General features: G+C 45.6%; 15 protein-coding genes and 2 tRNA genes. 6 read left to right on the forward strand and 11 right to left on the reverse strand.

Features of this window, described 5'->3' with window-relative positions:
- The first annotated feature begins 21 nt into the window (after positions 1-21).
- The 3 genes from BREVNS_RS04435 to BREVNS_RS04445 are packed head-to-tail and all read left to right on the forward strand — an operon-like array spanning position 22 to position 5,959.
- On the forward strand, positions 22-3,249 hold the full coding sequence (locus BREVNS_RS04435) for a chromosome segregation SMC family protein (RefSeq protein ID WP_483427848.1): 3,228 nt from the start codon (positions 22-24) through the stop codon (positions 3,247-3,249).
- A gap of 2 nt (positions 3,250-3,251) precedes the next feature.
- Entirely contained in the window at positions 3,252-4,004 is a 753-nt protein-coding gene (locus BREVNS_RS04440; RefSeq protein ID WP_483427849.1) for a histidinol-phosphatase HisJ family protein, read from the forward strand.
- Positions 4,001-5,959 (forward strand): putative glycoside hydrolase, encoded by a 1,959-nt coding sequence (locus BREVNS_RS04445; RefSeq protein WP_483427850.1) that lies wholly within the window; start codon positions 4,001-4,003, stop codon positions 5,957-5,959. The genes BREVNS_RS04440 and BREVNS_RS04445 overlap by 4 nt, the downstream gene beginning before the upstream one ends.
- Here BREVNS_RS04445 and BREVNS_RS04450 read toward each other — a convergent pair.
- The 4 genes from BREVNS_RS04450 to BREVNS_RS04465 form a co-directional block, all read right to left on the reverse strand.
- Positions 5,946-7,700, reverse strand: a complete 1,755-nt coding sequence (locus tag BREVNS_RS04450) for an outer membrane protein assembly factor BamB family protein (RefSeq protein ID WP_483427851.1) — start codon at positions 7,698-7,700, stop codon at positions 5,946-5,948. The two genes, BREVNS_RS04445 and BREVNS_RS04450, sit on opposite strands and share 14 nt — an antisense overlap.
- Positions 7,639-8,319 carry an RNA polymerase sigma factor gene (locus BREVNS_RS04455; RefSeq protein ID WP_483427852.1) on the reverse strand — a complete coding sequence of 227 codons (681 nt, stop codon included), beginning with the start codon at positions 8,317-8,319 and terminating at the stop codon, positions 7,639-7,641. The genes BREVNS_RS04450 and BREVNS_RS04455 overlap by 62 nt, the downstream gene beginning before the upstream one ends.
- A gap of 140 nt (positions 8,320-8,459) precedes the next feature.
- Positions 8,460-9,818 carry a TrpB-like pyridoxal phosphate-dependent enzyme gene (locus BREVNS_RS04460; protein ID WP_483427853.1) on the reverse strand — a complete coding sequence of 453 codons (1,359 nt, stop codon included), beginning with the start codon at positions 9,816-9,818 and terminating at the stop codon, positions 8,460-8,462.
- A gap of 115 nt (positions 9,819-9,933) precedes the next feature.
- Positions 9,934-11,394 carry an SPASM domain-containing protein gene (locus tag BREVNS_RS04465; protein ID WP_483427854.1) on the reverse strand — a complete coding sequence of 487 codons (1,461 nt, stop codon included), beginning with the start codon at positions 11,392-11,394 and terminating at the stop codon, positions 9,934-9,936.
- A 183-nt stretch (positions 11,395-11,577) separates the two neighbouring features.
- On the opposite strand from BREVNS_RS04465, the gene dnaN reads away from it, so the two are divergent.
- Both dnaN and gap read left to right on the forward strand, forming a co-directional pair.
- On the forward strand, positions 11,578-12,699 hold the full coding sequence (dnaN, locus tag BREVNS_RS04470) for a DNA polymerase III subunit beta (RefSeq protein ID WP_483427855.1): 1,122 nt from the start codon (positions 11,578-11,580) through the stop codon (positions 12,697-12,699).
- 101 nt (positions 12,700-12,800) lie between these two features.
- Positions 12,801-13,868, forward strand: a complete 1,068-nt coding sequence (gene gap / locus BREVNS_RS04475) for a type I glyceraldehyde-3-phosphate dehydrogenase (RefSeq protein WP_483427856.1) — start codon at positions 12,801-12,803, stop codon at positions 13,866-13,868.
- A gap of 105 nt (positions 13,869-13,973) precedes the next feature.
- On the opposite strand, the gene BREVNS_RS04480 is transcribed toward gap, so the two are convergent.
- The 7 genes from BREVNS_RS04480 to BREVNS_RS04510 form a co-directional block, all read right to left on the reverse strand.
- Positions 13,974-14,056: transfer RNA gene (locus BREVNS_RS04480), tRNA-Tyr, on the reverse strand.
- A 116-nt stretch (positions 14,057-14,172) separates the two neighbouring features.
- Positions 14,173-14,247, reverse strand: a tRNA-Pro gene (locus tag BREVNS_RS04485).
- A 253-nt stretch (positions 14,248-14,500) separates the two neighbouring features.
- The gene (locus BREVNS_RS04490; RefSeq protein WP_483427857.1) at positions 14,501-15,682 is read right to left on the reverse strand and encodes a type II secretion system F family protein; all 1,182 of its coding nucleotides are present in this window, start codon (positions 15,680-15,682) and stop codon (positions 14,501-14,503) included.
- The gene (locus BREVNS_RS04495; RefSeq protein ID WP_483427858.1) at positions 15,682-17,328 is read right to left on the reverse strand and encodes a GspE/PulE family protein; all 1,647 of its coding nucleotides are present in this window, start codon (positions 17,326-17,328) and stop codon (positions 15,682-15,684) included. Before BREVNS_RS04495 ends, BREVNS_RS04490 begins: the two co-directional genes overlap by 1 nt.
- Positions 17,329-17,428: 100 nt before the next feature.
- Positions 17,429-18,634, reverse strand: coding sequence for an ISNCY family transposase (locus BREVNS_RS04500; RefSeq protein WP_483427859.1), 1,206 nt, complete (start codon positions 18,632-18,634; stop codon positions 17,429-17,431).
- 124 nt (positions 18,635-18,758) lie between these two features.
- Positions 18,759-20,276 carry an SPOR domain-containing protein gene (locus tag BREVNS_RS04505; protein WP_483427860.1) on the reverse strand — a complete coding sequence of 506 codons (1,518 nt, stop codon included), beginning with the start codon at positions 20,274-20,276 and terminating at the stop codon, positions 18,759-18,761.
- A 321-nt stretch (positions 20,277-20,597) separates the two neighbouring features.
- Complete coding sequence (locus BREVNS_RS04510; RefSeq protein ID WP_483427861.1) at positions 20,598-21,791, reverse strand: tetratricopeptide repeat protein; 1,194 nt, start codon at positions 21,789-21,791, stop codon at positions 20,598-20,600.
- 149 nt (positions 21,792-21,940) lie between these two features.
- Here BREVNS_RS04510 and BREVNS_RS04515 point away from each other — a divergent pair, with 149 nt between their 5' ends.
- Complete coding sequence (locus BREVNS_RS04515; RefSeq protein ID WP_483427862.1) at positions 21,941-24,547, forward strand: spermine/spermidine synthase domain-containing protein; 2,607 nt, start codon at positions 21,941-21,943, stop codon at positions 24,545-24,547.
- The last annotated feature ends 113 nt before the right edge of the window (positions 24,548-24,660 follow it).

The following is a 24,660-nucleotide window of genomic DNA, read 5'->3' on the forward strand; positions in this document are numbered from 1 at the left end:
GCTCTTTCAGAAGGAGTATCCATGGCACGGTATCTCAAAACCATCGAGCTTGACGGATTCAAGTCGTTTGCTGTCAAAACCACATTAGAGTGCGTAGATGGCATCACTGGCATTGTAGGGGCCAATGGGTCAGGAAAATCCAACATTGTCGAGGCCATCAAATGGGTGCTTGGTGAACAAAGCGCCAAGAGTTTGCGTGGTGAGAAAATGGAAGACGTCATTTTCAACGGAACCCAGAACCGTTCCCCAAAAGGAATGGCTGAGGTCACCCTCACCTTTTCCAACGAAAACCACTGGCTTCCTTTAGACTTCAATGAGGTAAGTATTGGAAGACGCATTTTCCGCTCAGGAGAGGGACAGTACTTTATCAACAAATCTCGTGTTCGACTCAAGGATATTGTAGAAATCTTTCTCGATACAGGCATAGGAAGGGATAGTTACGCTATCTTTGAACAGGGGAAAATTGACCGGCTTCTCTCGGAAAGCCCCGAGGAGAGACGACTGCTTTTCGAGGAATTTGCCGGTATTTCCAAATTCAAGTTTCGCAAAGAAGAGGCAGAGAAAAAACTTGAAGCAGCACGAGCCAACCTTGAACGTGTACAGGATGTGATTATCGAACTTGAAAAAGAACTCATCAAACTCGAAAAACAGGCGGAAAATGCCCGAAGATACAACGAAATAAAAGCCGAACTCACCTCCTGCGAACTTCGCTTTGAGGTTCTCCGTGTCAAAAACATGCAGGAAGAAATCGAGGCCAAAATAGCCGACAAACAAAAAATAGAAACCCAGCTCACCCAGAAACAGGCCAAACTCTCCGAAATCGAAGAGAGCCTCATCACCCTCGATGAAGAACTTTCCCAGAAAGAAAGCCAGCAAAACGAATGGCGTGAGAAAATCACTTCCTTAGAAAAAAACATCACTGAACTCCAGACTCAGATCAAATCCAACCGTGAACGAAAAGCCTTCCTTGAAAAACAAATAGAGAGTCTCTCCCAGCGTCTTTCAGAAGGGGCTGAAAGAGAAAAAGCCCTCCGTGAAGAATACCAGAAAAAACAGGAAGCCCTCTCTTCGATTGAAGAGCTCAGGGAAAATGCCAAAGAAAAACTCTCTGATATCCAGAGAACCATCGACAACCTCCACGAGAGCATGAAACTCCTCAATCAAGCCCTTCTCGAAAAGTCAAGAAACTTGGGCTTCTCTCAAACCGTGACCCGTGACCATGTGGATGCTCTCAAGAAGGATATTCTCACCTTAGAATTCCAGAGAGATAGCCTGCAGAAAAAACTCGAGGAAATCTTTCATCAGAAACAAGCCCTCTCAAGTCAATGGGAGGAAAAACAAAACCTTCTCACAGAACTCAAACAAAAACGTGACCGCATTGCCCTCGAGGTTCAGGATATCACCACCCAGATGCAACAAAACAGCAAAGAGGAATCCGACCTCAAAAAAGAAAACCAGAGCCTTTTGCAGAGTATCCAGAATCTTCAACAAAAACTCAAGTCAGTGGACAAAATCATCATCGAGTCCCTCGAAAAACAGGCCACAGAAATCAAAGCCTTCTCCCAGAGAAGGCCCCTTTTAGAGGCCAAACTTGCCGATCTCTTCACCAAAATAGAATCGTCTCTTGCCAACAGCCATCTCGAACAGAGCAAAGAGTATCTCAGTAGTCTCAAAAATCTCTTCAAAGAAATCCAGTCCTCTTACGAAAGTATCCTTGGTATCCTTTACAGCGAAGAGGGCACCTATACCCAGAAAGAACGCATCCAGGAAAACATCGAAGAAATTTCGTCGGTCATCGAAGACAACCGTCTGAAGATCGAAGCCCTCCAGGAACGTCTTCGAGAACTCCAGACCCTGCGAGAAAACATCCAGGCCTCCTATACCCGCGCTGAGTACGAGGTACATTCGCTTGAAGAAGAGATCAAAAAACTTGAACGAGAACACCATAATTCAGAAGAAACATACGCCCAGATCCAGAATACTCTTGCTCAATACGGGGACCGTATTCTTCAAAAACAAAGCCAGCTCGAAAACATCATGCAGATTATCGAAGAATATGAAGCCGATGTCGCCGACAAAAAAACCGAACTCAACAAAGAGCTTGAAAAACTCAACAATCAGCGTGTAGAAAGTGTACGCATTGACGAGCAGTACAAGTCATTAGCCACAGAAATCCAGCGTATCGGTCATCAGATTGAAGAGATCGAGAGAACCAGAACCAATTACACCCGGGATATTGACAATTCAGAGCAGATTGTCGAGCAATTAGAAAGCCTCATTGAAGAAGCTGAAGAGAAACTCTCCCTCCTCTCCCGTGATTTAGACCACTACCAGAAAAATCTCACCGATATTCGTTCCCAGGTGGAATCCATTCTCAAGCAGCGAAAGTCCCTGGAATCTCTCAGAAAAGAGATCGAAATCGACATCCAGACCCTCGAAAAACGCATCGGAGGACTCGAAAACGCCATCCAGGAACGTCAGGCAAACCAGCAGGCTATTATCAGCCGTATCCAGGAAATCTATAACTGCTCGCCTTCCGATGTTCCCCTCCAGGAGGGAGACACCATTGACTCTCTTCACAAAACCATAACCAAACTCCGCCAGGATCTCACCCAGTTAGGGGATGTGAACCTCCTTGCTATCGAGGAGTACCGAAATGCAAGGGAACGTCGGGACTACCTCGAACAACAAAAGCAAGACAGTGAAAAAGCCATGCAGGATATTGTGAATCTCATTGAAGAAACCAATGAAAAGTCAAGAGAACTCTTTGTCTCCTCCTTTGAGGCTATCCGAAAATCTTTCCGAAAAATCTTTGCCCGAATGTTTGATGGAGGAAGGGCTGATCTCATCTTAGTTGATGAAAATGATGTCCTTAACTCCGGTATCAACATCATGGCAGAACCACCAGGAAAAAAGTTTCAATCAATCTCTCTTCTCTCCGGAGGAGAAAGGGCTCTTGTCGCCATCTCGGTGATCTTTGCCATTCTCCACCTGAAACCCACCCCCTTTGTTGTGTTAGACGAAATGGACGCCCCCCTCGATGACGACAATATTGAACGCTTCAAAAGACTTCTCCTTGACTTCAAGGAAGTCTCTCAGTTCTTGATTGTTTCTCACTCAAAGTCAACCCTTGAGATCTGTGATGCCCTTTATGGTGTCACCATGGAAGAGCAGGGTGTTTCCAAGGTTGTCAGCGTCGCCTTCGATGAAGCCGCATCCCTTTTCATCCGAGAGGAAGAGGAGGCATAGTTGTGCTGGCTGATTCGCACATCCATAGCTTTTTTTCCCCTGATTCCTCCTCCTCTATAGAGGAGATTGCCATTACCGCGCAAAAAAAAGGGCTTAATTTTTTTACCATCGTTGACCACTATCAGGTATGGGAAGACAAAGAGTACACGTTCGATGTAGAAAGCCGATGCCTTTTTCTGACCAATAAACAAAAGCAATTCCCGGGTCTTCTCATCGGTGTCGAAATAGGAGAAATCCAGAATAACCCTTCTCTTCTTCAACAATGGAAAGACCTGCCCTTTGACCTTTTCTTAGGTTCTATCCATGTCGCAGGTAAGGTATTCGGCCCTCTCGCTACACAAACTGTTCCCGATGAGGCAGTTTATGAGGCCTATCTTTCAGAGGTTCGTCGCATGGTAGAAACCACCGACATTGATGCCGTTGCCCACATGGATTTTCCGAGAAGATACCTTGCTTCTTATCATATTCCATGGGATATGGTGGATGAAATTCTCTCCCTCATTATAGAAAAAGATATAGCTCTAGAGATCAACACCTCCCTCTGGAGAAAAGGCCTTCCCTTCAGTATGCCAGATATCCAGATTCTCACACGATACGCCCAAAAAGGTGGCAAGAAGGTTATCCTCGGATCGGACGCTCACCGGCCAGAAGAGGTGGGAGAAGGAATAGAAAAGGCTCTCACACTTGCCCGGGAACTTTCCCTCACCCCCGGCTATTACAAAAAGCATATCTTTTTCCCTCTGGAGGTCTTATGAAAAAGGCTTTCTCTCTTTTTTTCCTGATAATCCCCTGTCTTCTTTATAGCGCCATCTACGTCGGTTCAGACAAAGGCTTTTTTGTCTATACAAACAAAGACTTTTTGCCTATCTGGACCAATGGAAGCGTATGGGAAATACTTTCTGCCCCTTCAGGTATCCTTCTTCGAACCTCCCATGGGCTTTTCTTTTTTGACCCCGCCTCAGGGGAAATAAGCCCAAAAAACACAGGCCTTCAGACGTGGCTCATTCAGGATCTCTCCGAAGAGGGTGTTCACTACTTTCCCGATACAGAACCTCTCATGGACGTGGCTATCGCCCCGGATAACCCCTCCGTATGGGCCGCCTGTTCAAAAAGTACCGTCTATCTCTCTACCAACGCTGGCCAGAGCTGGATCTCTCTTGGCTCTCCCACTTACCGTGGATGGCTGAGTGTAGCCATCAGCGCTACCCCGCGCCTTACTCTCTGGGCAGGACATGCCCTGAATGGCATCTTCCGCTATGAAGGAAACTGGAAAAGAGAGAGCCGTGGTCTTTTTGCTGATACCCTTTACAACGAAGAGATATCATCTCTTCTTGTGGTTTCCTCTGGAAAATGGAAGGGCATCTGGGCGGTGAACAACTTTTTCCCCCATCTCTATTCTTATACAAACAAACGATGGGAAAAGGTACAAAAATTGGCTTTAGATGACGGTTTTGTTTCTGGGCTTACTCTTTCTGAAGAAGGGCTTCTTCTCACAAGCGACCAGGGTATTATGGTTTTCGATGGCATAAAGCTAAAACCATGGGAAAAACACCACCAGGTTGCCAGTCTTTGCCAGCTTTTCAGAGACAAAAAACAGGGAACGGTGTCCTGTCTCTGGATAGATGGCGTTGTTCTCTCTGACCTGTGGGCTTTTCAGCCTCCTCTTCTCTCCCCACGACAGGAGAAAGCAAAAAACAAGGTGGCCTTTTATCTTCCCCCTTTCATTGTGTCCAAACCATCTCGTTTCAAACCCATTCTCTCCCTCATGGAAGAAAAAAAAGCCAACGCTCTTGTGATAGACCTCAAAGACGACTGGGGAAACCTCAGGTTTTCTCCCAAAACCCCCCTCCTCAAACAGTTGGGTCATTCACGTCCTCTCCCCCTCTCCTCTTTTATTGAAGAAGCCAAAAAAAGGGGATGGTATCTTATTGCCAGAATTGTGCTATTCCAGGATAGAGTGCTCTATAGTAGCAGTAACTTTATGCTTGCTTCTTGGGACAAAAACTCTTCCAAGCCATGGCAGGGCATAAAGACGACGGGAGAAACCAAAAAAGAGATCCAGGAATACTGGGTCGATGCTTACCACCCCCTCGTCTGGCAATACAATCTTGCCATTGCTCAAGAAGCCGTTGCCTTAGGATTTGATGAGATACAGTTTGACTATGTACGTTTCCCCACCGATGGAGAGAATCTCTCCCACCTCTTTTACCGGGCAAAAGCCCAGGGTATGACCCCAGAGTCACTTCTCTATTCCTTTTTCAGATATATGCGGAGGCATCTTGATGTTCCTCTCAGCATGGATATCTATGGAGCTAACGGCTGGTATAGAACAAGCCTCAGAACCTACCAGGAGATAGACCTTCTCTCCTCTTTCGTGGACACGTTCTGTCCCATGTACTATCCTTCTCACTTTGACCAGGGTTTTATGGCTTATGAACCGGCCGAAGAAAGGCCCTATCGGATTTACTTTTACGGAAGTAAACGCAACCACTGGATCGCCAAAAAACAGTCCCTCATACGCCCTTACGTTCAGGCTTTCAAGATAGGGGTAAGTTATGATAGAAAATACTACAACGAAAGTTATGTGCAACGTGAGATTTCAGGAACATGGGATGGCGGCGGTTCAGGATATACCTTCTGGAATATGGGAGGAGACTACCGAATCCTCTCCAACCTGAATTTCTACCCTTTGCCTCTTACTTCTCAATAAACCGAAGACCAGAGGCCCCTACTGTGGCTAAACGGTTACTGATAAAGGTAAGCCCCGTCACATCCTGAACCTTTGTCACCAGATGAAGTCTTCCCTCCTCGGTATCAAGGCGATAGACCTCCCCCTCTTCGGTGAGAAGATACCACATCTTTTTCTCCCGGAGAGAGGTTTTAATCCCACTCGAAAGTACAAAGGTGACAACCTTCTCCCCTTCCCGAAGAGAAAACAACTGGATATGGCTCCCCTTTGAAGAGGCAAGAACCAGTGCCAATCTCTCCCCTACGATGTCCATCTTTTGAAGAGGTGCCTCCAGAGAAGTACTCCAGACAAAATGCCCATCCCTCACATCGACGGCAATAAGGACGTTTCCATTTCCTCCATAAAGATAGGCAACTCCCTCTTTTCCAATGATTGGGGCTCCTACAAATTCCCTCACCAATCGGTGCGTCCAGAGTATCTCTCTTTTAGCCATACTGTAACCTGCAATACTCCCCGCCTCATTCGCATAGACAAGAACATCCCTCTCCTCATCATAGTACGGCCTGCTTCTTGAGAGGAAGGATGCCTCAGCAGGAAGAGTCCAGAATGTCCCCTCCCACAAACACACCGTTAAGCCATGGGTTTGCATGAGAACAACCCCTCGACCTGTGACCAGGGGTTCTCCCACCACTTTCCCGTCCACAGGGCGAAGCTTGAAAAGAATCTTTCCATCATAACGAAAACGAAGAATAATCCCCGTATGAGAGACCACCACCACAGAATCCGGTAAAAGTACCGGCATAAACCAGCTTTTCGCCCATGAAGAAAGATCAATGGATGCCTCTTTTTTCTCAGCAAGAGACACAATCTCCAGTCGCTGAGAAGCCGTTAACCTCACTCGATAATTTTTGTATTCCTGGTAAAAAAGAAAACTCCACTTCTCTCCATCCGTTGAAAAAGCACTCGTTTGATCCTTTTGAGGGATTTTCACCTGTTGGGAAACCGCTTTTTCACTTTCCTTAACGACCTCTTTTGTCACTCCCTCAGTTTTTTTCTTTTCTTTCCAGATATGTTCTCCCCCACCACTCAAAATAGCCACACTTTTATTGGGACTCTCCTCCTGCAAAACCGTTTTCAGGGTGTACCCTTCCGCTCGTGGATAGCACCATACCTTTCCCTCTTCAACCTTGACCACGGTAGCCTCAGCATCTACCCGAACCCGAAATACCGTTCCCACCACACGAATATAGAGATGGGGGGTTTCCACAACATAGCGCACATCCCCGGGAAGTTTCTCAGGCTCAAATTTTGCCTCACCCGAAGAAAGCACAAAATGGATCACTCTCAAAGAATCCCTCTTGTACTGAGAAACATGGAGACTCGATCCCTTGGCTATCTCCACTCTGCCCATCTGGGTAGCCACAAAGTCCTTCTTCGCCGAAAGGAAGAAAAATCCCCGACCAACGAAGACACCAAGGATAAGCACGCTTGCCAGCGCTAACCCCCAGCGAAGAGTCATACCCCATCTCCTCGCGGCCAGCCTGCGTGCTTCCCTCGCTGAAGCCATGCGCTTTTCGCACTGGCGCACAAACTGGGCGAAAGGCGGTTTTTCCACCTTCATCGCCTCACGGAAGGAGAGAAGAAGCCCTTTTATCAAGGCTTCTTTCTCTCGTTGCCCCTTAAATCTTCTTTCCTGCCCCTTACCTTTCATCGCTGTTGTCCCTCCCAAGTCGTTCTCTCGCCCACTCCAAGGCTTTGTCATACCGATTTCTTACTTGACGGGAGGAAATATTAAGTATTTGCGCAATTTCATCAAAACTCATGTCTTCTAAGAGATGCCACATCAGCACCACTCGAAGCTTCTCTGGCATTTCATACAATATACCATAAAAAGTGTCCCAAAATTGAAATTTTTCTGAAAAATTTTTTTCCTCATCCTCTGGCAATTCGTCAAACGAAAAATGTTCCTCAAACGAAAGTGGTTTTTGTTGTTGTTTGAGATAGGTCATGGAAAGGTTGTACACCAACTTGAAAAACCAGAACCGAAACGGCCGAGAAGGGTCATAACTCCGACAACGATAATAAAGCCGAATAAAGGCTTCCTGGGCCACATCGATGGCTTCTTGCTTCTTCACACCTGCCGTTTGTGCCCACTGGATAACCCTATCAAAATACCGATCATACAAAACCTCAAGGTAGGGAAGCGCCTCCGGTGCAAAGGTATCTCCGTCCTTTGCCACTTTTTGCAGAGAGGCTACAATCTCCTCATCGGAAAGGGCTTTGATATCCATTCTCTTTCCTTTTGTACAGATTGTTTTGATACCACGATACTTTTCTCTCCATTTACTATAGCACAAAAAGAGAAAAAAAACAACTCTCACAGGAAATTCTCCTCTCCTCTGGCGTCACTTTCCCCTCTCAAACAGAACTCTTCTCTTCACCTTGAGCAGGAATAGGAAAGGAGCCCATAGGAAAAAAGAAACAAAGAACCGGGCTGTCTCAATCAGCCCGGTTCTTTTTCTTATTTTGCCTGAAGGGGAAGGTGATGGAGGGCTTCCTGAATGGCCTTGTCTGGATGTTCGTAATCCTCCATAGAACCCTCAAAGTAGAGTTGATAGGAACTCATGTCAAAGAAACCATGCCCACTAAAGTTGAAGAGAATGGTTCTCGGGGTGGCTTCTTCTCTCGCCCGTATAGCCTCATCAATAGCAGCCTTGATCGCGTGGGTGGTTTCCGGAGCTGGGACCATTCCCTCAGTTCTCGCAAAAAGAACTCCGGCTTCAAAAACCTCCTTCTGGTAGTAGGCCCTGGCCTCAATAAGCCCCTCGTTGAGAACCGCACTGACTAACGGGGCCATCCCATGGTAGCGAAGCCCTCCCGCGTGGATCGTAGGTGGCATGAAGGTATGACCAAGGGTATGCATCTTCATGATAGGGGTCATCCCTGCTGTATCCCCGTAATCATACGTATAAAGCCCTTTGGTAAGGGTCGGACATGCCTTGGGTTCCACGGCGATCACCTTGATCTTTTTACCCTCTCTGATCACATCATGCAAAAAGGGAAAGGCAATTCCTCCAAAATTACTTCCACCCCCTACACAACCAATCACCACATCGGGGTAGGCGTTCACACTGGCGAGTTGAGCCTTGGCCTCCAGGCCAATGATTGTTTGATGAAGGAGGACATGATTGAGAACACTCCCAAGGGCATAATTAGTATCATTTCTGTTCGCAGCTTCTTCCACCGCCTCACTAATCGCAATACCAAGACTCCCCGGATTGGACGGATCTTCGGCAAGGATCTTACGCCCAAATTCGGTGAGATTACTCGGGCTGGCAATACATTCAGCCCCCCATGTGGCCATGAGCTGCCGACGCGCAGGTTTCATATTGTAGCTACTCTTCACCATATACACACGCACCTGCACACCGAAGAGAGCCCCTGCCAAGGAAAGAGCACTCCCCCATTGACCGGCCCCTGTTTCTGTGGTGAGACGGGTAACACCCTCCTTTTTGTTATAGTAGGCCTGGGCTATAGCGGTATTGGGCTTGTGAGAACCAGCCGGTGAGGCTCCTTCATACTTGTAGTATATCTTTGCCGGGGTTTTCAGATATTGCTCAAGGTGAATAGCCCGAAAAACAGGGGTAGGACGCCAACGAGCATAGACATCTAACACCTCTTCGGGAATATCAATCCACCTCTCCGTGGACATTTCCTGCTCAATGAGGGCCCTGGGGAAAATAGCCGTTAACGCATCAGGAGAAATAGGCTTGCCATCTGGCCCAACAGGAGGATCAAGGGGTTTGGGTAGATCCGCCTGGATATTGTACCACTTTCGCGGCATGTCTTTTTGCATGAGGTCAATCTTCTGAATCTCCATACAAAACTCCTTTGGTGTTTCTTTTTACAGAAACATATTATAAAGCGACGAAAAAAAAAGTAAAGGTATTTCAAAAAATTTTTGTTCGTCTTCCTCACGAAAAGAAAAATCGCCCTCAAAATGAAAAGATCCACCAATCATCACAGGAAACACAGAGGGGTGTACTTATCCCCCCATCAAACTGTTTTTCATAGGCCTTGCTCAGGTTTTCCCAGCAGGTCATGATACCATCTCTGAAAACATTCCCCGCCAAATAATCACCATCCTTGTCCTGACGGCAAAGGGGCACATTTCCATCGACAAAGATAACCATATTCCTTTGAAGGGCAATGCAGGGGGTTCTTTTGATAGGCGAAAGGTCAACCACTCGTTTTCCAACTTGCTTGCCACCAAAACTATCCGGTTTTTTAATAATGATACGGGGAGAAAAATCTTTCCACACCTCGTAGAAACGCATAAGTTCTTTGTCGTTTTCGTGAGTTCTGGTGATCTGAAGATAGAGACGTTCTTTTGAGGGAAGGTTATGAAGAAACTCAAGACCACTCAAGCCCTCAAAGGGGAAAAGAGAAGATGCTGGCTTCTTCCACTTCTCAAAGAGCTGAGGTGAAGTCGTACTGATATCTACAATAACCTCCACATTGGGCAAAGCAAGGACTTCTTCAAGGCGTTTTTGGGGAAGAAATATCCCCCGACTCTCAAAAAGAAAACGCCTCTCAGGTCGTTTCTGCACCTCCCTCACAAGGGTATCCCAGTAGGTATAGGCGAACACCTCTCCATAAAGTCCAAAACTGATAACCGCATCAGGGGCAAAATCGTCAAGCTCTCTCAGCAGAGAAGAGAGATCCTTGTCTAACATCTCCCCATTTCGGGGAAGAGCGTCCGCAAAAGGCCCATCAGCTTCATGGATGGTGGTAAGTTCAATCTCAATATAGGTGGGAACCTGTCGAAGAACTGCCGGGTGAGAGGCTATCCAGGATTGTATTTCCTGCAAACTCTCAAAAGACGCTGTATCCTGCCTCATGGCTTCTAAAACAGAGGCCTGGTAGTGATTTTCCGGCACAAAACTCAGGCGATACTCCAGAAGCCGGATATCGGTAAAAACGATATTGCAATCATAAGAGGAAAGGTCCTGACCAAGCCACTCTTTGAGGCTTCGACGAAAAAGAGGCATCCCTTGCGGCAGAGCTTTTTTGATGAAGGGAACAATTCCATTATCTAAAATCTCTCCCATCAGACCATAGGGAAGTTCAGCATAGGTATAATCGAAAAGGTAACGGCTATGCTTGGCAAGAGCTTCTTCTAAGAGAGAACGCTGGAGAAGGGGAGCATACGCTGGCACGATAACTAACTGGGTATGAAGAGGAAAACCCTCCGCCCAGGTGAGAAACTCTTCTCCCGTGGCAAAAGAAAGGCTTTCTATAGGAAGTGCCATATCGGGCTTCTGGCCCACAAAAAACATCTCATCAGCAAAACCTTCTAATCTTTTGAGGGTATATTCAAACCACTGTCGCGCTTTTTCGGCTTTGTGATACACAGGCCCATCGAGAAAAAGGAGAATGGTTTTCTGTTCTTTCATGCAAAACTCCTTTTCGTATATCATAAGGAGAAGAAGGGAAAAAAACAAGTGGAATAATACGGAGATAAGGAGGGTTTCAAACCATACCACGGGTATTTTTCTCTTCTATTTGATTTTTTTTCTTCCTGGCTTTATAATGAAGAAAATGTACCTTCTGAATTGGAAGGGCCAGGAGAGGTGCCTATGAGGTTTACCGTCAACCGTGATGAGTTTCATGCTCTTCTCAGTTTGGCCAATGAGGTGGTAACCCCAAGAAATCCACTTGCTGTCTTGGTGAACGTGTATATTTCTGTGAGTGAAGATGGGCTTGTTATCATGCAGGGATATAACGGGGAACATGGCATCAAGCTGGAGATGACAGGCGAAGTGGAAGAAAGCGGCACTATCCTTCTCCATGCAAGAAAGCTTTTTGACGTGGTTTCTCATATCTCTTCTTCTCGTATTCTCGTGAGTACTGAAGAGAACAACCCCTACGAGGTGATTATCGCCTCACCAGAAAACAAGCGTATTTACTATAAACTCCATGGGAGTCATGCCGAGAATTTCCCCACCTTTCAAGAATACACATGGGAAAATTATATTTCTCTCAGCCAGGAAACTCTTCGCGAACTTATCGAGATGACCGAATACGCCACGGCACAAGAACCAGCCAAGGTTTTCTTTTTAGGTGTGTACATGGAGGAAAGTCTCGAGGGATGGTTATCTTTTGTGACTACAGACGGACGCCGACTTGCCCTTATGTCTCGTGAGTATGAAGAGAAAAAGGGAGAGATAACCTGGAATGTGATTGTCCCCGCTTCTTTTTTGAAGATTATCAAAAAAGCGCTTTCCACAGGAGAGGTGAGACTCTCGGTGAGAGGACAAAATGTATTCTTCAAGATCGGGAATGTGTATTTCTTCTCCGGTCTTTTAGAGGGGAAGTTCCCCAACTACCGCGATGTTTTGCCATCCACCATTCAATACCGAATTGAGATACCGGTAAAAGAGTTTCGGGAACAACTCGAAAATGTGTCCGTGATGAGCGAAGGAGACGTTCAGAAGATTGTCTTTGATGTCAAGAAGGGAGTTTTGAATCTTTCCAGTACTCATACGGTGTATGGTGAAGCAAAAGCAACTCTTGAGGTAGAATACCATGATGAGCCAATTCAATTTGCTATGAACTACCGACATTTGATGGATTTTCTCCGGACTATCAAAAGCGAACGGGTTATTTTAGAAATAAAGTCTGCTGAAAGTGCCATGCAGTTTAAGCTGAAGGGTGAAGAGCACTTTATTTATCTTGTTATGCCGGTTCGTAACATCTAAATGGCACTTTATTTGCGGTTTTTCTCATTTTTTTGTATAATACTCTTTGAAATACTGGAAATCCCTTCAAAAGAAAGGAAAATTCAAAGGAGGATAGAGCAATGGCTGTAAAGGTTGGTATCAATGGTTTTGGTCGTATTGGAAGAATGGTGTTTCAGGCTCTCTGTGATCAGGGACTTTTGGGCAAGGAGATTGATGTCGTAGCAGTGGTAGATGTTTCCACTGATGCTGACTACTTTGCCTACCAGATCAAGTATGACTCTATTCATGGGAAATTCAAACACAAAGTGGAGACGGCAAAATCCGATCCTTCTCGTGAGGAAGCCGATCTTCTCATTGTCAATGGCCACAAAATCAAGTGTGTGGCTGCCGCCAAGAGTCCTGCTGATCTCCCCTGGAAGGATCTCGGGGTGGAATATGTGATTGAGTCCACCGGTCTTTTCACCGACTCTGAAAAGGCCAAAGGGCACCTCGATGCTGGAGCCAAGAAGGTGATTATTTCCGCTCCTGCCAAGGGAGAGGTGAAGACAATTGTGATGGGGGTGAACGAACATGAGTACGATCCCAAGACCCACCATATTGTTTCCAATGCTTCCTGTACGACAAACTGTCTGGCACCTCTTGTCCATGTTCTTCTCAAAGAAGGTATCGGGGTGGAAACTGGTCTCATGACCACCATTCACTCCTACACCGCTACTCAGAAGACTGTGGATGGTCCTTCGAAAAAAGACTGGCGCGGTGGTCGTGCAGCCGCTATCAATATTATTCCTTCCACAACGGGAGCGGCAAAGGCTGTGGGTGAAGTGCTTCCCGCGGTAAAAGGTAAGCTCACCGGTATGTCTTTCCGTGTGCCTACCGCTGATGTCTCAGTAGTTGACCTCACCTTCCGTTCTACTCGTGATACTTCCATCGAAGAGATCGATAGTCTCTTGAAGAAGGCTTCTGAAACATATCTGAAGGGTATTCTTGGCTATACCGATGAGGAACTTGTCTCCACTGACTTTATCCACGATCCTCGCTCTTCTATCTATGATTCTCTTGCCACCCTGCAGAATAACCTCAAGGGTGAAAAGCGCTTCTTCAAGATTGTTTCCTGGTACGACAATGAGTGGGGATACTCCAACCGCGTGGTTGACTTGCTCCGCTATATGATTTCCAAGGACAAGTAATCTTTCGTAGGAAGAAAAAAGCGGGCCACAAGGCCCGCTTTTTTTAGAATAAGCAAAGTCATGAAAGACAATAAAAAAGCCTCCCTTACCACAGGGAGGCTTTTTTGGGCAGGGTTGGATTCGAACCAACGAAGGCAAGTGCCAGCAGATTTACAGTCTGCCCCCTTTGGCCACTCGGGTACCTGCCCGCCATAAGAGATGTATAGTATAGCATATTTTGGCAGAAAAGTCAAGTCAGAAAAACTCTCTTCTGCTGTTTTCCAAGAAGCGAAGGGAGAGTTCTCCTTTTGAGAAAACCTTCCCTTCGGGCCGGGGGGATTTGAACCCCCGACTTCTTGGACCCGAACCAAGCGCGCTAGCCAAACTGCGCTACGGCCCGAAAACTTCACCTTTATTATAGCATATTTTTGAGACTTTGGAAAGTTTTTGAAAAAATTCTGGTGATTTCTACTTTGTAAAGTATATAAAAAATTCATCAAGTGCTTTTCCCTTTCTCTCTTCACTTCTTTGACCAAAGGCTCTCCATCACTTTGTGCCTCAACAAGGAAAAGACTATCACCTTATTTCAGCAAATACCAACTCTTTAGCTGAAAAAAAGAAACAGCGAAAACTCCTTTGTACTATACGCTTATTCACAACACCTGGCTGAGTTGAAAGATAGGAAGGAAAAGGGCAACGATAATAAACCCCACAATAATCCCAATAAAGATAATCAACACAGGGGTGAGTAGCGTGGTGATCTTTTCAACGGCATTATCGACATCCCGTTCATAGAAATCAGCAAGATACTCACTGAGCTGGTCTATTTTGCTGGTTTCTTCTCCCATACTCATCATCTGAAGAAAGGTAGGGGGAAGAAAACGATTTTGTCTGAGAGAATCGGTGAGTTTTTTCCCCTGAGCAATATCTTGAATAGCCCGGGAAATCATTTCTTCATAAAGGGTATTTTCTACCACTCCACGGCAAAGATCGAGAGCTTCAGAGAGAACCACATCACTTCCTAAAAGAACAGAAAGGGTTCGAGAAAATTTGGTAAGAATATCCTTATTGATCAGTTCTCCAAGGACAGGAAGAGAGAGAAGGAGGGCATCCCTTCCCCTTCGAAACCATGACCTGTTTCTCACCAAGAAAAAGCCTCCTCCAACGGCAACAATGAGAAGACCTAAAAGCCATGACCACTCTCTGAGAGAACGGGTAAATCCGATGAGAAGGCGGGTAAACAGCGGCAGTTCCGCCCCAAACTGAGCATAGTTCTGTTCAAATTGGGGGATCAGGACAAAAGCAAAAAAGAAAAGCACCGCCAGAGCAAACAGCAAAATAAAGACCGGATAGAGAAGAGCAGAACTGATCTTCTGAGAGATAGAGAGGCGTTTGGAAAGATAATGAAGAAGGGCTTCTACGGTTTTTGGCAGTTCCCCGGATTCCTCCCCTGCTTTCACCATACTTATAGCAAAGGGAGAAAAAGCCTCCGGATGAAGTTCCATAGCCTCAGAAAGAGATTCTCCCCCCTGAATACGACGAATGAGGTCTAACGTTACCATTTTGAGGGGGTGTCTTTGAGGAAATTCCTGGGAAATAATTTCCAGAGCCTTCGTCAGGGGTATATGGGCACTGAGGGCATTGGACAAAAGACGAGTAAAAAGAATCTGATCCTTGAGAGAAATAGACTGTTTTTTGGTACTCAATTCTCTCAAATGAAAAACCACGAGATCACGCTGATACAATTTGAGGGCGGCCTCTTGCTTGTCTTTTGCCTCAATAACGCCACTTTGATGGCTTCCCTCTGGAGAATAGGCCTCATACTGGAAAATCATTACTCACTCCACATCGTGACTTTTTCCACCTCTTCGATAGAGGTTATCCCTTTTTCCACAAGGGTTCTTCCATGATCCAAAAGCGTCAGCATACCCATAGAACGGGCCACCTCTTTGAGTTCAAAGGAAGAAAGCCCGCCAAGAATAGCCTTTTTGATTTTCTCATTGAGGATAATATATTCAAAGATAGGAATACGCCCACTATACCCCGTCTGGTGGCATTCACTACATCCGGATGGTTTCCAGTGAGTAGAGAGATTACCTACCCATGGATGACTCTGTTTTTCTAAAGAGGTAAGCGTCGCTTTTTGAGCACAATGGGGGCAGAGACGTCTCACAAGCCTCTGGGCCAGAACAAGATTGATGGTAGAGGTGAGAAGATAGGGGGGAATTTCCATATCCACAAAGCGGGTCAGGGTGCTGGCGGCATCATTCGTATGAATGGTAGAAAGAACAAGATGCCCCGTCAGAGCCGCACGAATGGCAATATCAGCGGTTTCTTTGTCCCGGATCTCTCCCACCATGATGACATCGGGGTCATGCCTGAGAAAGGCGCGAAGCCCGGCTGCAAAGGTGAGCCCAATTTCACTATGAGCCTGAACCTGAGAGATCCCTTCCATCTGATATTCCACAGGGTCTTCTATAGTGAGAATTTTTCTGTTGAATCGGGCAATGTGTTTCAGCACACCATACAGTGTGGTGGTTTTTCCACTCCCTGTAGGCCCCGTCACCAAGATCATACCATAGGGGCGTTCTGCTGCCTGCTTAACCATATCCACTAAAAACTCAGGCATACCAATCTCATCTAAGGAAAGCACCTCTTTGCCCTTATCCAAGATACGAAGAACCGCATTTTCTCCATTAACGGTGGGAATAATGGAAACACGAATATCGACCTGTCGATCTTCAAAGGGAATGGTAATACGTCCATCCTGAGGAAGACGCTTTTCTGAGATATCCAGATCGGCAAGAATTTTCAAGCGAGAAATAAGCGCAGGATAAATCTCCTCAGAGGGACGATCAATATCATAGAGAACCCCATCAATACGAAAACGAACACGCACCCCCTGAATGAGGTGTTCGAGATGAACATCTGAGGCTTTTCTTCTGATAGCCTCTTCAAGGTAGTGCTGAAGCAACTGAACCGCAGGAGAAGAGGTTTCTGTTTCTTCCGATTCAGCAACAAATTCTTCAGAAGAAGAAGGTGAGGCTGAAGGAGCAAGCCTCCCTTCATAATGGGAAAGATAGGCCTGAATGGCTTCGTCGGTAGCATAGGCTATTTCCACCTTCTGTCCTGTGCGAAAGGAGATCTGGTTGAGAAGACCAGGAGCCATAGGTTCTGAAGTATAGACCCTGAGACTGCCCTTAGGGGTGAGAACAGGGGCAATGGCATGTTTTCTACAAAAGCCAATATCAAGGAGATGAAAGGCCTCTTCTCTGTATGGTTCTTCAATACTGCGGACAAAGGGAAAACCAAGCTGTTTTTCAAGAATGTGATAGAGCTGATCAGAGCGTATAGCCCCCATTTCAATAAGGATGTGCCCTAACTTCTTGTGGTTTTTCTTTTGAAGTTCAATGGCTTTTTTGACAATGGCGGGTTCAAGAATACCCTCCTGGATAAGCATATCTCCAAGGTTTTTTGCCATAAACGCTCCTCTGTAGCTGCATTGAATATACCGAGAAAACAATTTTTTTTCAAGAAAGAGCAAGGGGCGTTCTCGCAACTCAATAGAAATGTCGTCATATTTATCTCAATAGAAATGTCGTCTTTTGGGGAGGTGTGGAGGGGACTTTATGCCCTGTGGAGCTTATTTCATAATACTCCAGTTCCACACTCTCCTTGTAAATATGGACAGAACCATCTAACCATGTTTTGATGGTTACCCTATCCCCAGGTTTCAAGGCTATACTTTTTTGTCTTGGAAGCTGAAAATACCTCGTCTTATGTTTCACCACATAGTCTCTTGATATCTTCCTCTTCACAGAAAAACATACCATATCTTTGAGGTTTTGCCCTTCCAGAAGGGGAACATGATGGTCTTCCTCTGAGAGAGGTTCTTTGTTGTATTTGGCATTGTGCCTGTCCCAGTACTCCTCTACCAAATACCTATTCGCTTCTTCTATCGTCTTTATTCCCTTATGCTTGAGAAGTTTAATAAGCCTGTCTTGATGAACTCCATTGGAGCGTTCAATTCGCCCTTTCGCTTGCGGTGAGTTGGCAAAAATGAGTTCAATTCCCAATTCCTTACACACTCTTCCAAATTCCGTAAGCGCTTCCTCCCCTTCAAACTCTTCTTCTATGGTCTTTTGTCGCTTGGTGTAATAAACACTCCTCCGGTCAGTATATATCGACTCTGGAATGCCATAGCGTGATATCCATCCGTAAAGACATTGAAGCGACAATTCCGTGGTTTCTCCTGTCGCAAAAAGACCAAAGGTTTTGCCCGTCGCATCGTCTACCATGCTCGTAAGACAATTTTTGTTTCCATCCCCAAACCAATCATGAATACTTCCATCCATCTGAATCATTTCCCCAAAAGAAGCCTTTCTCGGCCTTCGTAAACGGTGCTTCGGGGTCTTTTTCCGTCTTTCCCACAATCCCTCTTCACGAAGCCATCTATAGAGCGTCTGAGGACATATTGTGGCCCCCGTTTCCCTTGCGATCTCTTCCGCAGCTAATACCGCACCCCACCCTTGATAGTTTTTCCTGTAAAGTTCAAGAGCTAATTCCTTGATTTCGTCCTTGTTGTTATTCCCACGGCGTCCTACAAGCCCATGATTTAACCCTTCATCACCTTTTTCAAGGTATTTTTTGTAAATCCTCTGAACCTGTCTCACGCTTAAGCCAAGTTTCTCCGCACCCTTTCTCTGGGTGATTTTCTTCGTTCTGATCATTTCCATCACCTTCGCTCTTTCCATCGCCTTTTTCGTCATACGTATCACCTCTTTCATGGTAACCCCTTTCTTCGTGGTTACCCTTATTTTAAAAAGGCGACATTTCTATTGCGATAGAACACGTCATTTTAAATGAGTTTTAACAGAAAGAGCAAGGGGCGTCCGAAGACGCCCCTTGGGTTTATTGAGCCTCTGTGGTCTGGGCATTGGTTGAGGTTTCGTTTTTGTAAATCAGTTTTTCAGCGATCGCACGGAGATCAGAAAAAGTCATTTTATAAGGCGAGAAACTATCTACAGCTACCAAAAAAGAACCAAACCCAAAAGTAATCTCGTTAAGATTAGGTTTATCCAGATACCATCCCTTGATATCTCCCCCAAAATTCACAGCAAAGTTCTCTATACCATAAAATACTCTGAGAACCGCAGAAGCTTCCTCCTTTTCTTTTCTGAAGCTTCGGTTGATCTGTTCAGCCTTTTTCCGGTACAAGAGATCAAAAAAACTTATCTTCACAAAATCACCACTTCTATTTCCATAGAAAATCTCATAATCCCAGTGTCCCACCATACTTCGCGCCCACCAAGCATTATTTCTTTCTTTTGCATAATCCCATCCTACTATAAAAAAGTCAAACATCTGGAGACTGAAACCCGTATTTTCTGGAAGAACCGCAAGCCCTCTCATCATCTCTGGATACACAAGGAGTTCCTTGTTTTTGTACTGGTCGGTGAAAAGGACTAAGAAATTGGAAAGGCTCAGGTCATAGGTTTTGAGGGTAATAATATGATGGGTGGAGGTGTTCTCTCCTACAAAGATATAGATGGCATTACTCTCCTTGGTAAAACTTTGATAGAGTGCCCCCTGGACAATATCCTTCTGGGTTTTGTAGGAAACGTTGGTGATTCTTTCTCCCAATTGAGATTCATACTTTTCCAGTAATGCAGCATAGAGGTTCGTCTCTTTTGGTTCAAAAACCAGCACCCCAATCCTTTCTTTGAAAAGTTTGTCCTCACAAATGAAATAGGAGTACGAGAAAGATCGGGAGAGAAGTTCCCAGAACATCTCCGATGAAGGGAAATATCGGCTTTTGACAAGAAATCCCGCATAAGGATAGAGGGAATCATATTTTGCTGATTCTCCCATCATGAGTTCCACAATGGAATAGCGTTTATCCACAGGAAATTGATAAAGCGTCATGAGCATGTTAGTGGGAACAGAGGAGGATGGTTTTTTGGCCACTTCAAAGCGCTTGAGGGAATTTTCGTTGGTGGCCTTTTCGTTCTGATAGTCCATGTAGTTACTCACATAGTTGCTGTAATGGTCTACTTCCACCGGGAGTTTGGGATAGGTGGCGGTAAGATTGGACTTTACCGCATTGGCATCATCAACATTGGTATAACTTCCAATGTGGACATCAAACCAGACGTTGTTGTTAGCGGTCAACCGGGGAACATAGTAAGCGGGAAGTTTGAGCTGACGAAGTCTTTCCACCGAAATCCGGGCATCCTCTTCATTACGGAAGGTGGCAATGGAAAGGCTCCATGGCTTCTCGTCATTCGCAGGCTCAATTTTTTCTTCCACAGCACGATTGATCATGTTGGGGATGATTTTGAGCACCTGAGGGACCGCCAAAACAAGGGTAACACCAAGGGCAACTGTTCCTACAGCCCCCATGATGATGTTTTTGAGAAGGGATTTCATAAAACCTCCTTATAAAAAATTAACTTTCTTATATATTACCATGAAAAAGAGTGTTTTTTGAAATTTCAGTTTTATACTTTTAGTATAGTTTTTTTTATTTTTTACAAAGCATGGAAACTTTTTTCCCAAGAGGATACATAACCAAAGAAAAAGAAGTTTTTCCTATCCCAAAAGAGAGAGAAGGTGAAGAGAAAAATATCTCCTTTCAGGTGACAAAAATCCTTGAGCAGGCATATTTTCTTTGTACCTATTTTGATGATAGAAAAAGACAAAAAAAGTTTTCCTGAAGTTTCTTTGCAAAAGGAGAGAAGAGAATGAGGACTATTTCTCTTCGGGAGTATATCTCACGACTCTGGCCACCTCAACAACCACGGTGTCGGTATAGCCGAGAGCAATGAGGCGTGTGGCTATACTTTTTGCCTTTTCTTCTGATTGAAAACCCCGGATCTCAACAAAATACTTGTCTTCTCTGTAATAAACACCGAGAGCTTCCCGAATACCTGCCTTGACAATATCGGTGACAATGAGATTGGCTACACTGAGGTCCTTGTAATCCCCTACCCTCACCACATACTCCTGAATCTCCCGCCGGACAACCTGAGCCTGTTTGTCTATCTGTCTTTCGATGTTGGTGATGGCGGCGTCCTCCTTGGCAACGGAGAGAGGAAGTTCCCGAACAGGATCGGGAATAGTTACCTTTGAGGGCGTGGTGTAATAGACACTTACCCAGGGAACCTCTTTTGGAGAGAGGCCTGCTTTCTGGTACTGAGCAAGATACTGGCTGGCAAGTGTCGCTTCCGCAGAAAGGGGAAACATCTGTCGAAGCAGAGCAAACAGAGAAAAGGCATAGGATTGAGACTCCCTGTCTGTCCCCTGAGCATAATACATGGCGGTATAATAGAGAGCCCGTAATCCGTTATCGTAGGCATACGGACGAAGAGACACAAGTCGCTGAAGGTAGGGATAGCAGGTCACAAAATCCCCTTTGGTCATCAACGCCTTGACCAACACAAGAAGAGCCCGATAGGTGAGGTCTTTGTCTTTTGTCTGGATGAGGAGCTTTTGAATGGTTTTTATCGATTCTTCTTGGAATCCGTTGGCAAGGTAGAGAAGGCCTAACTTATAGAGAGCCTCATCAGTGGTAATCTGGGTATAGGTTTCAATGGCCGCTGCGTGGTTTTCCATGACGTAATACATATCCCCCAGTTTTTCAACGGCGTTTGTCCAGTAAGGAAACGAGGGATAATTTCTCACCAGATAGGAAAGGGCATCCAGAATCCGTGGATAATCTGTTTCTACATAGGTATACATAAAAAGGGCATAGGGCATATAACGGGACTCCGGGTATCCCTGAATGATCTGAAGATAATAGTTTTTGGCTGTGGGATAGTCTTTGCGTATATAGGCTTCGTTCCCCTGATTATAGAGGGTATAGGCTATATGGTCACTTTGTACGGTTTGTGCCCAGAGAGAAGAAGAAACAAAAAAAAGCACAAAGAGAATACTTCTTTTCATCATCGCTCCTGCGAAACGTAAGTTTAGACACTTTTGGTATGTTTATCGGCACAAAAGAAAAAAAGATGAGAAGCCTGAAGATTTGTCTTTTTTGAAAGATGAAAGGTTTTTTCCTATAATGATAGGGTTCTTGTGGAAGAGGAGAGAATATGAAAAACAACGCACTTTATAGAGCTGGCCTTGCGATGGCGATTGGAGTGGGGATAGTCTCCCTTTTTCTCCAGGCTCTCTGGCAAAGACAACTTGCTCTTTTGACGGGAAATACACTCTATGGGGTTTCTTTAGTGGTGGGGGCATGGATGGCCGGCTATGGAGTGGGAAGTTTTCTTGTCCTGTGGCTTTTGCCAAAACTTCGCAGACCCCTTTTGTTTTTCGCGTGGACGCAGATTGGGGTATGTGCACTTGGGCTTTTGTTTGTACCGTGGTTTGAGGTGATGCGGCTTTTTCCAAAGCCGTGGATCTATCTTGCCGCTTTTCTCTCTGTGTTTGTGCCATCACTTTCCTGGGGTATGGCTATTCCCTTTTTGGGTGGGGTATTTGGCACATCAGCGGTTTCTCGTCTCTATGGATGGAATACGTTCGCAAGTGCCGTTGGGGTCATAATCATGGACTTTGTTCTTTTGCCCCTTCTGGGTGCAAGGGCTTCCCTGCTTGTCTCAGTGGCCATAGGAATGGGGATTTTCTCAGCAGGGCTTGTTTTCTTCTCCCGTTATGAGGAAGGTTCACAGAAAAAGAAGAGTGTGTCCTTTCACTATCGGTCGGGGGGAATCATCTTAGGACTTTTTGGTCTGTCGGGTTTTACCTCCCTTGGCTATCAGCTCATCTATAACCGGCAACTTCTCTATTTTACAGGAAATACGCTTTTTTGCTATGGAATTATCACTGCAGTTTTCATTGGGGGGCTTGCGGCTGGCTCCTTTCTGTATGCTCACTGGAGAGAAAAAATGGCCGGGCATCTTTTCTTCTGGATGGGAATACTGGAAGCAGGCATCTCTCTCTGGCATGCCGCTTTTCCCCTGTTTTCTGTGGGAATAAATAGCCTTCTTCTCCCTTTGAAAGGAGAAGGCGTGGGAATGCTTTTTCTTCTGAGAATTGTGGCTTCTGTGTTTCTGATTGGTGTCCCGGTGGTGTTTTTTGGTATGCTTTATCCTATGTTTATTGAGGCCTTTCACAACAAGAATGAGGGGGAGGATGGGGGTGACACCGCTCTTGCCGCCGGCGTGAATACCATAGGAAGTGTGGTGGGAATTCTTCTTGTGGCATTCTTTTTCGTGGACAACATGGGTATTTCAGGGACTCTTCGACTCCTTGCCTGGTTGAGCGGACTCGTGGCAAGTATGCTTCTCGTGATATCACGGGAAAGAAAACTCATCTGGGCACTTGTTCTTGTGGCCATAGGGCTTGTGTTTCTGCCATTTGAGGACAAAATCGGGAGAATGGCGGCACAAGAGTTTGTGGGAAGTGAACTTCTTTATTACAAGGAAGGGGCTCATGGAACGGTAAGTGTCGCCCGCCATCCAGAGGGTATTCTTCATCTGAAAATCAATGGGGTTGGGGAAGTCCCGACGGACTATCATTCTCTTCGCGTTTTTCGTTTCTTGGGCTATGTGCCTTTTGTCTTTAGTCCTTCTGCTACCAATGTTCTTGTTATTGCCTTAGGGGGAGGTATCACCTTTGGGAGTGTGATGGAGGTGCCCGGAGTGATAGCCACCAATGTAGAAATATGCCCGGATGTGATAGGGGCTACGGTGTTTTTTACCAATTACAATCATGATGTGGTGAGAAGATACCGTTCCCATATTGTGTTTGATGATGGGGTCACCTATCTTCTCCGCGGTCGGGGAAGGTATGATATGATTATCGCTGATGCGACGCATCCTGCTTCAGGGGACTCGTGGGTATTGTATACAAGAGAATTTTATGCCATGGGAAAGGAAAGGCTTGTTCCCGGTGGAATAATGGCTCAGTGGGTACCCATCCATAACCTCTCTGTGAAGGATTTTCAGGTAATTGTGAAAACCTTCGCCTCCGTTTTTTCTTCGGTGCGGCTCTATTTTTGCCATGAGTATCTTGTGATGATTGGATCTGATTCCCCCCTTGCGGTTCAACCTGCCGGATGGAAAAGGCTTCTTGAAAGCACGGTCGTATCGGAGGACCTTGCGACGGTTCATCTTTCGCCGCAGACGGTAGAGGATATGTTGGTATGGGAAAGTGGAAAAGAAGTCCTCTGGGAGAGTTCTCTTCCCCTTTCAACGATGGATTTTTCCCCCCTTCAATTCGCCGAACTTCGCAGCCGGGGAAAGGATACACGCGTGGAGATTCTTTCTTTTCTTCTCAAAAAGGGAAAATTCGGACAAAAGACTCAAAAACTTCTCGAACTCCACAGGGATTTTTTGGGAAAGGACTATATTTCTGCCCTTCATCTTGCCTATAGTTTACCGCCTTCTTTACGGGATGAGGCATGGGAATACCAGGAAAAACGAATAGAACAGAGGTTTCTTTTCTCCCTCAAGACCCCAGAGGGTATGCAAATGGTGGTGGAACAAAAGCATCCTGAAACCATGCACATTCTCCAGAGGCTTGAAAAGAAGGACCCTCTTTTCGTTGGGGTAGCCAAAGCCCTTGTACTTGCTTCTGATGAGTACTATAAGGAAGCAGAAGAAATCCTCACAGGGCTTTTGAAAGCCTATCCTCAACCGTGGTTAAAAGAGATACTTTCTCAGATACAGGGGGAGAGGAGAAAGCTGAGCAAATAGGATTGTTCCTTCTTTCAGCCAAAAGAAGGGGACTAAAATAGGGAAATAGCCACAGGTTCTTTCATCACTCCCCTTCCAAGAGCTATAACCCCCATCCCCGAAATTTGACAGAA

Source organism: Longinema margulisiae (genome assembly GCF_025266855.1).
Classification (GTDB): Bacteria; Spirochaetota; Brevinematia; order Brevinematales; family Thermospiraceae; genus Thermospira.

What these genes read in the sequence shown, in the direction of transcription:
- BREVNS_RS04435 (WP_483427848.1), top strand. Translation starts at nt 22, where the DNA reads ATGGCACGGTATCTCAAAACCATCGAGCTTGACGGATTCAAGTCGTTT.
- BREVNS_RS04445 (WP_483427850.1), top strand. Translation starts at nt 4,001, where the DNA reads ATGAAAAAGGCTTTCTCTCTTTTTTTCCTGATAATCCCCTGTCTTCTT.
- BREVNS_RS04450 (WP_483427851.1), bottom strand. Translation starts at nt 7,700, where the DNA reads ATGACAAAGCCTTGGAGTGGGCGAGAGAACGACTTGGGAGGGACAACA.
- BREVNS_RS04460 (WP_483427853.1), bottom strand. Translation starts at nt 9,818, where the DNA reads ATGGAGATTCAGAAGATTGACCTCATGCAAAAAGACATGCCGCGAAAG.
- BREVNS_RS04465 (WP_483427854.1), bottom strand. Translation starts at nt 11,394, where the DNA reads ATGAAAGAACAGAAAACCATTCTCCTTTTTCTCGATGGGCCTGTGTAT.
- dnaN (WP_483427855.1), top strand. Translation starts at nt 11,578, where the DNA reads ATGAGGTTTACCGTCAACCGTGATGAGTTTCATGCTCTTCTCAGTTTG.
- gap (WP_483427856.1), top strand. Translation starts at nt 12,801, where the DNA reads ATGGCTGTAAAGGTTGGTATCAATGGTTTTGGTCGTATTGGAAGAATG.
- BREVNS_RS04490 (WP_483427857.1), bottom strand. Translation starts at nt 15,682, where the DNA reads ATGATTTTCCAGTATGAGGCCTATTCTCCAGAGGGAAGCCATCAAAGT.
- BREVNS_RS04495 (WP_483427858.1), bottom strand. Translation starts at nt 17,328, where the DNA reads ATGGCAAAAAACCTTGGAGATATGCTTATCCAGGAGGGTATTCTTGAA.
- BREVNS_RS04500 (WP_483427859.1), bottom strand. Translation starts at nt 18,634, where the DNA reads ATGAAAGAGGTGATACGTATGACGAAAAAGGCGATGGAAAGAGCGAAG.
- BREVNS_RS04505 (WP_483427860.1), bottom strand. Translation starts at nt 20,276, where the DNA reads ATGAAATCCCTTCTCAAAAACATCATCATGGGGGCTGTAGGAACAGTT.
- BREVNS_RS04510 (WP_483427861.1), bottom strand. Translation starts at nt 21,791, where the DNA reads ATGAAAAGAAGTATTCTCTTTGTGCTTTTTTTTGTTTCTTCTTCTCTC.
- BREVNS_RS04515 (WP_483427862.1), top strand. Translation starts at nt 21,941, where the DNA reads ATGAAAAACAACGCACTTTATAGAGCTGGCCTTGCGATGGCGATTGGA.